This window comes from Clostridium sp. (assembly GCF_051650885.1).
GTDB lineage: Bacteria > Bacillota > Clostridia > Clostridiales > Clostridiaceae > Clostridium.
The window spans coordinates 1-1,397 of sequence record NZ_JBOFRG010000165.1 but is presented as its reverse complement, the minus strand read 5'-3'; the positions used below and the strand labels follow the sequence as shown (position 1 = coordinate 1,397).

1 protein-coding gene is annotated in these 1,397 nt (G+C 29.6%); it reads right to left on the bottom strand.

The window, feature by feature from the left end; translation table 11 throughout:
• Positions 1-1,397, bottom strand: a 1,397-nt coding sequence (locus ACRC28_RS08080) for a DUF7507 domain-containing protein (RefSeq protein WP_438542947.1), incomplete at both ends; no start/stop codon positions are given.

Below are 1,397 nucleotides of genomic sequence, written 5' to 3'. Positions count from 1 at the left end.
ACAAAGCTATATTCTATTTTTGATTTATTTTCTATTTTACCATCCTCTGGAACAGATATAACTTTAACATCAAAGTTTATAGTTACAGCTTTTGAAGCCTCTATAAGACCTACTGGTATTCCAAGTTGAAGGTTAGAATCTGGAACTATAACTCCATTTATTTGAAGTGTTCCTTTTACATATTCAATATGGCTTTGAAGAATATCTTTAATTATTACATTATTAGCCGAAACTGTACCTATATTTTTAGCTAAGATTGTATAGGTGAATTTTTCGCCTATATCAACAAATTCTTTAGATGCAGTTTTCGTAAAGCTACCTGTCTCTGCTGATATAATTGCATCATTTATTTTAGTTATTGCAACATTAGTATCAGTTTTTTTAGATTTTCCATTAGTCACTTCTGGATTTACAGTATATTGATAATCAAGCCTTGCAGTATTATGAATTTCTTTAGACTTAATGTCTTTGTCTATTAAAACTTTATAGCTTAAAGAAACTTCTTCACCAGGCTCCATTGCACCTATAAATATTCCGTATTGAGGAATAGCACCAATCTTTGGAATACCATTTACTATAACTGAACCTTGTTTTAATACAGTTCCATCAGGTACTGTGTCATAAAGTTCAACATTATTAACTCTAGTATTTCCTTCATTAACCATAGTTATCTTATAAGTTAATTCTTCACCACTAGTTGCATATTCTTTATCGACTTCTTTTATAGCAAAGATATTTCCATAATTAACGTAGTTAATAGTTTCATTGCTCTTGCTACTACTATATCCTCTTTCACCATTTTCAGGATTTAATTGGAAATTATAATCTACTGTTGCTGAATTTTGAATTTCATTTTTTTCAGGAGCTTTAAATACTACGGCTTTAAACTCTACTAAAGTTTCTTCTTCAGGTTGAAGTGGTGCTACTGAAATTCCATTTGTTATAACTATTCCTGGTTGTGAAACACCATTTATTTTAACTGAATTTGCTACAAATTTAAGTGATGGATCTAAAATGTCTTTTAATATAATTTCTTCACCTAGAACATTTCCTGTATTTTTAAGCTTTAAAGTAAATTTGATTTCATCTTCTAGATCTACAAATATAGGGTTTGTTTCTTTCTTAATACTTACAATTGCTGTATTAATCTTTATTTTATCTACATTTGTTTCATTACACTTAGATACTCCACAAGGCTTGTTAGGCTCTACTGTATATCTATAACAAACTTTTGCTTTGTTTTCTAAAAGTCCACCTTGTCCTGTTTGAGATGGACATGGAAGTCCATTTATAGTTGGTGGTAAATCTTTATCTGCTATAGATACTACTAATACTTTAAATATTAAAGTTGCCTCTTCATCTGGCTTAACTGTACCTATATTAACACCAACTTGTGG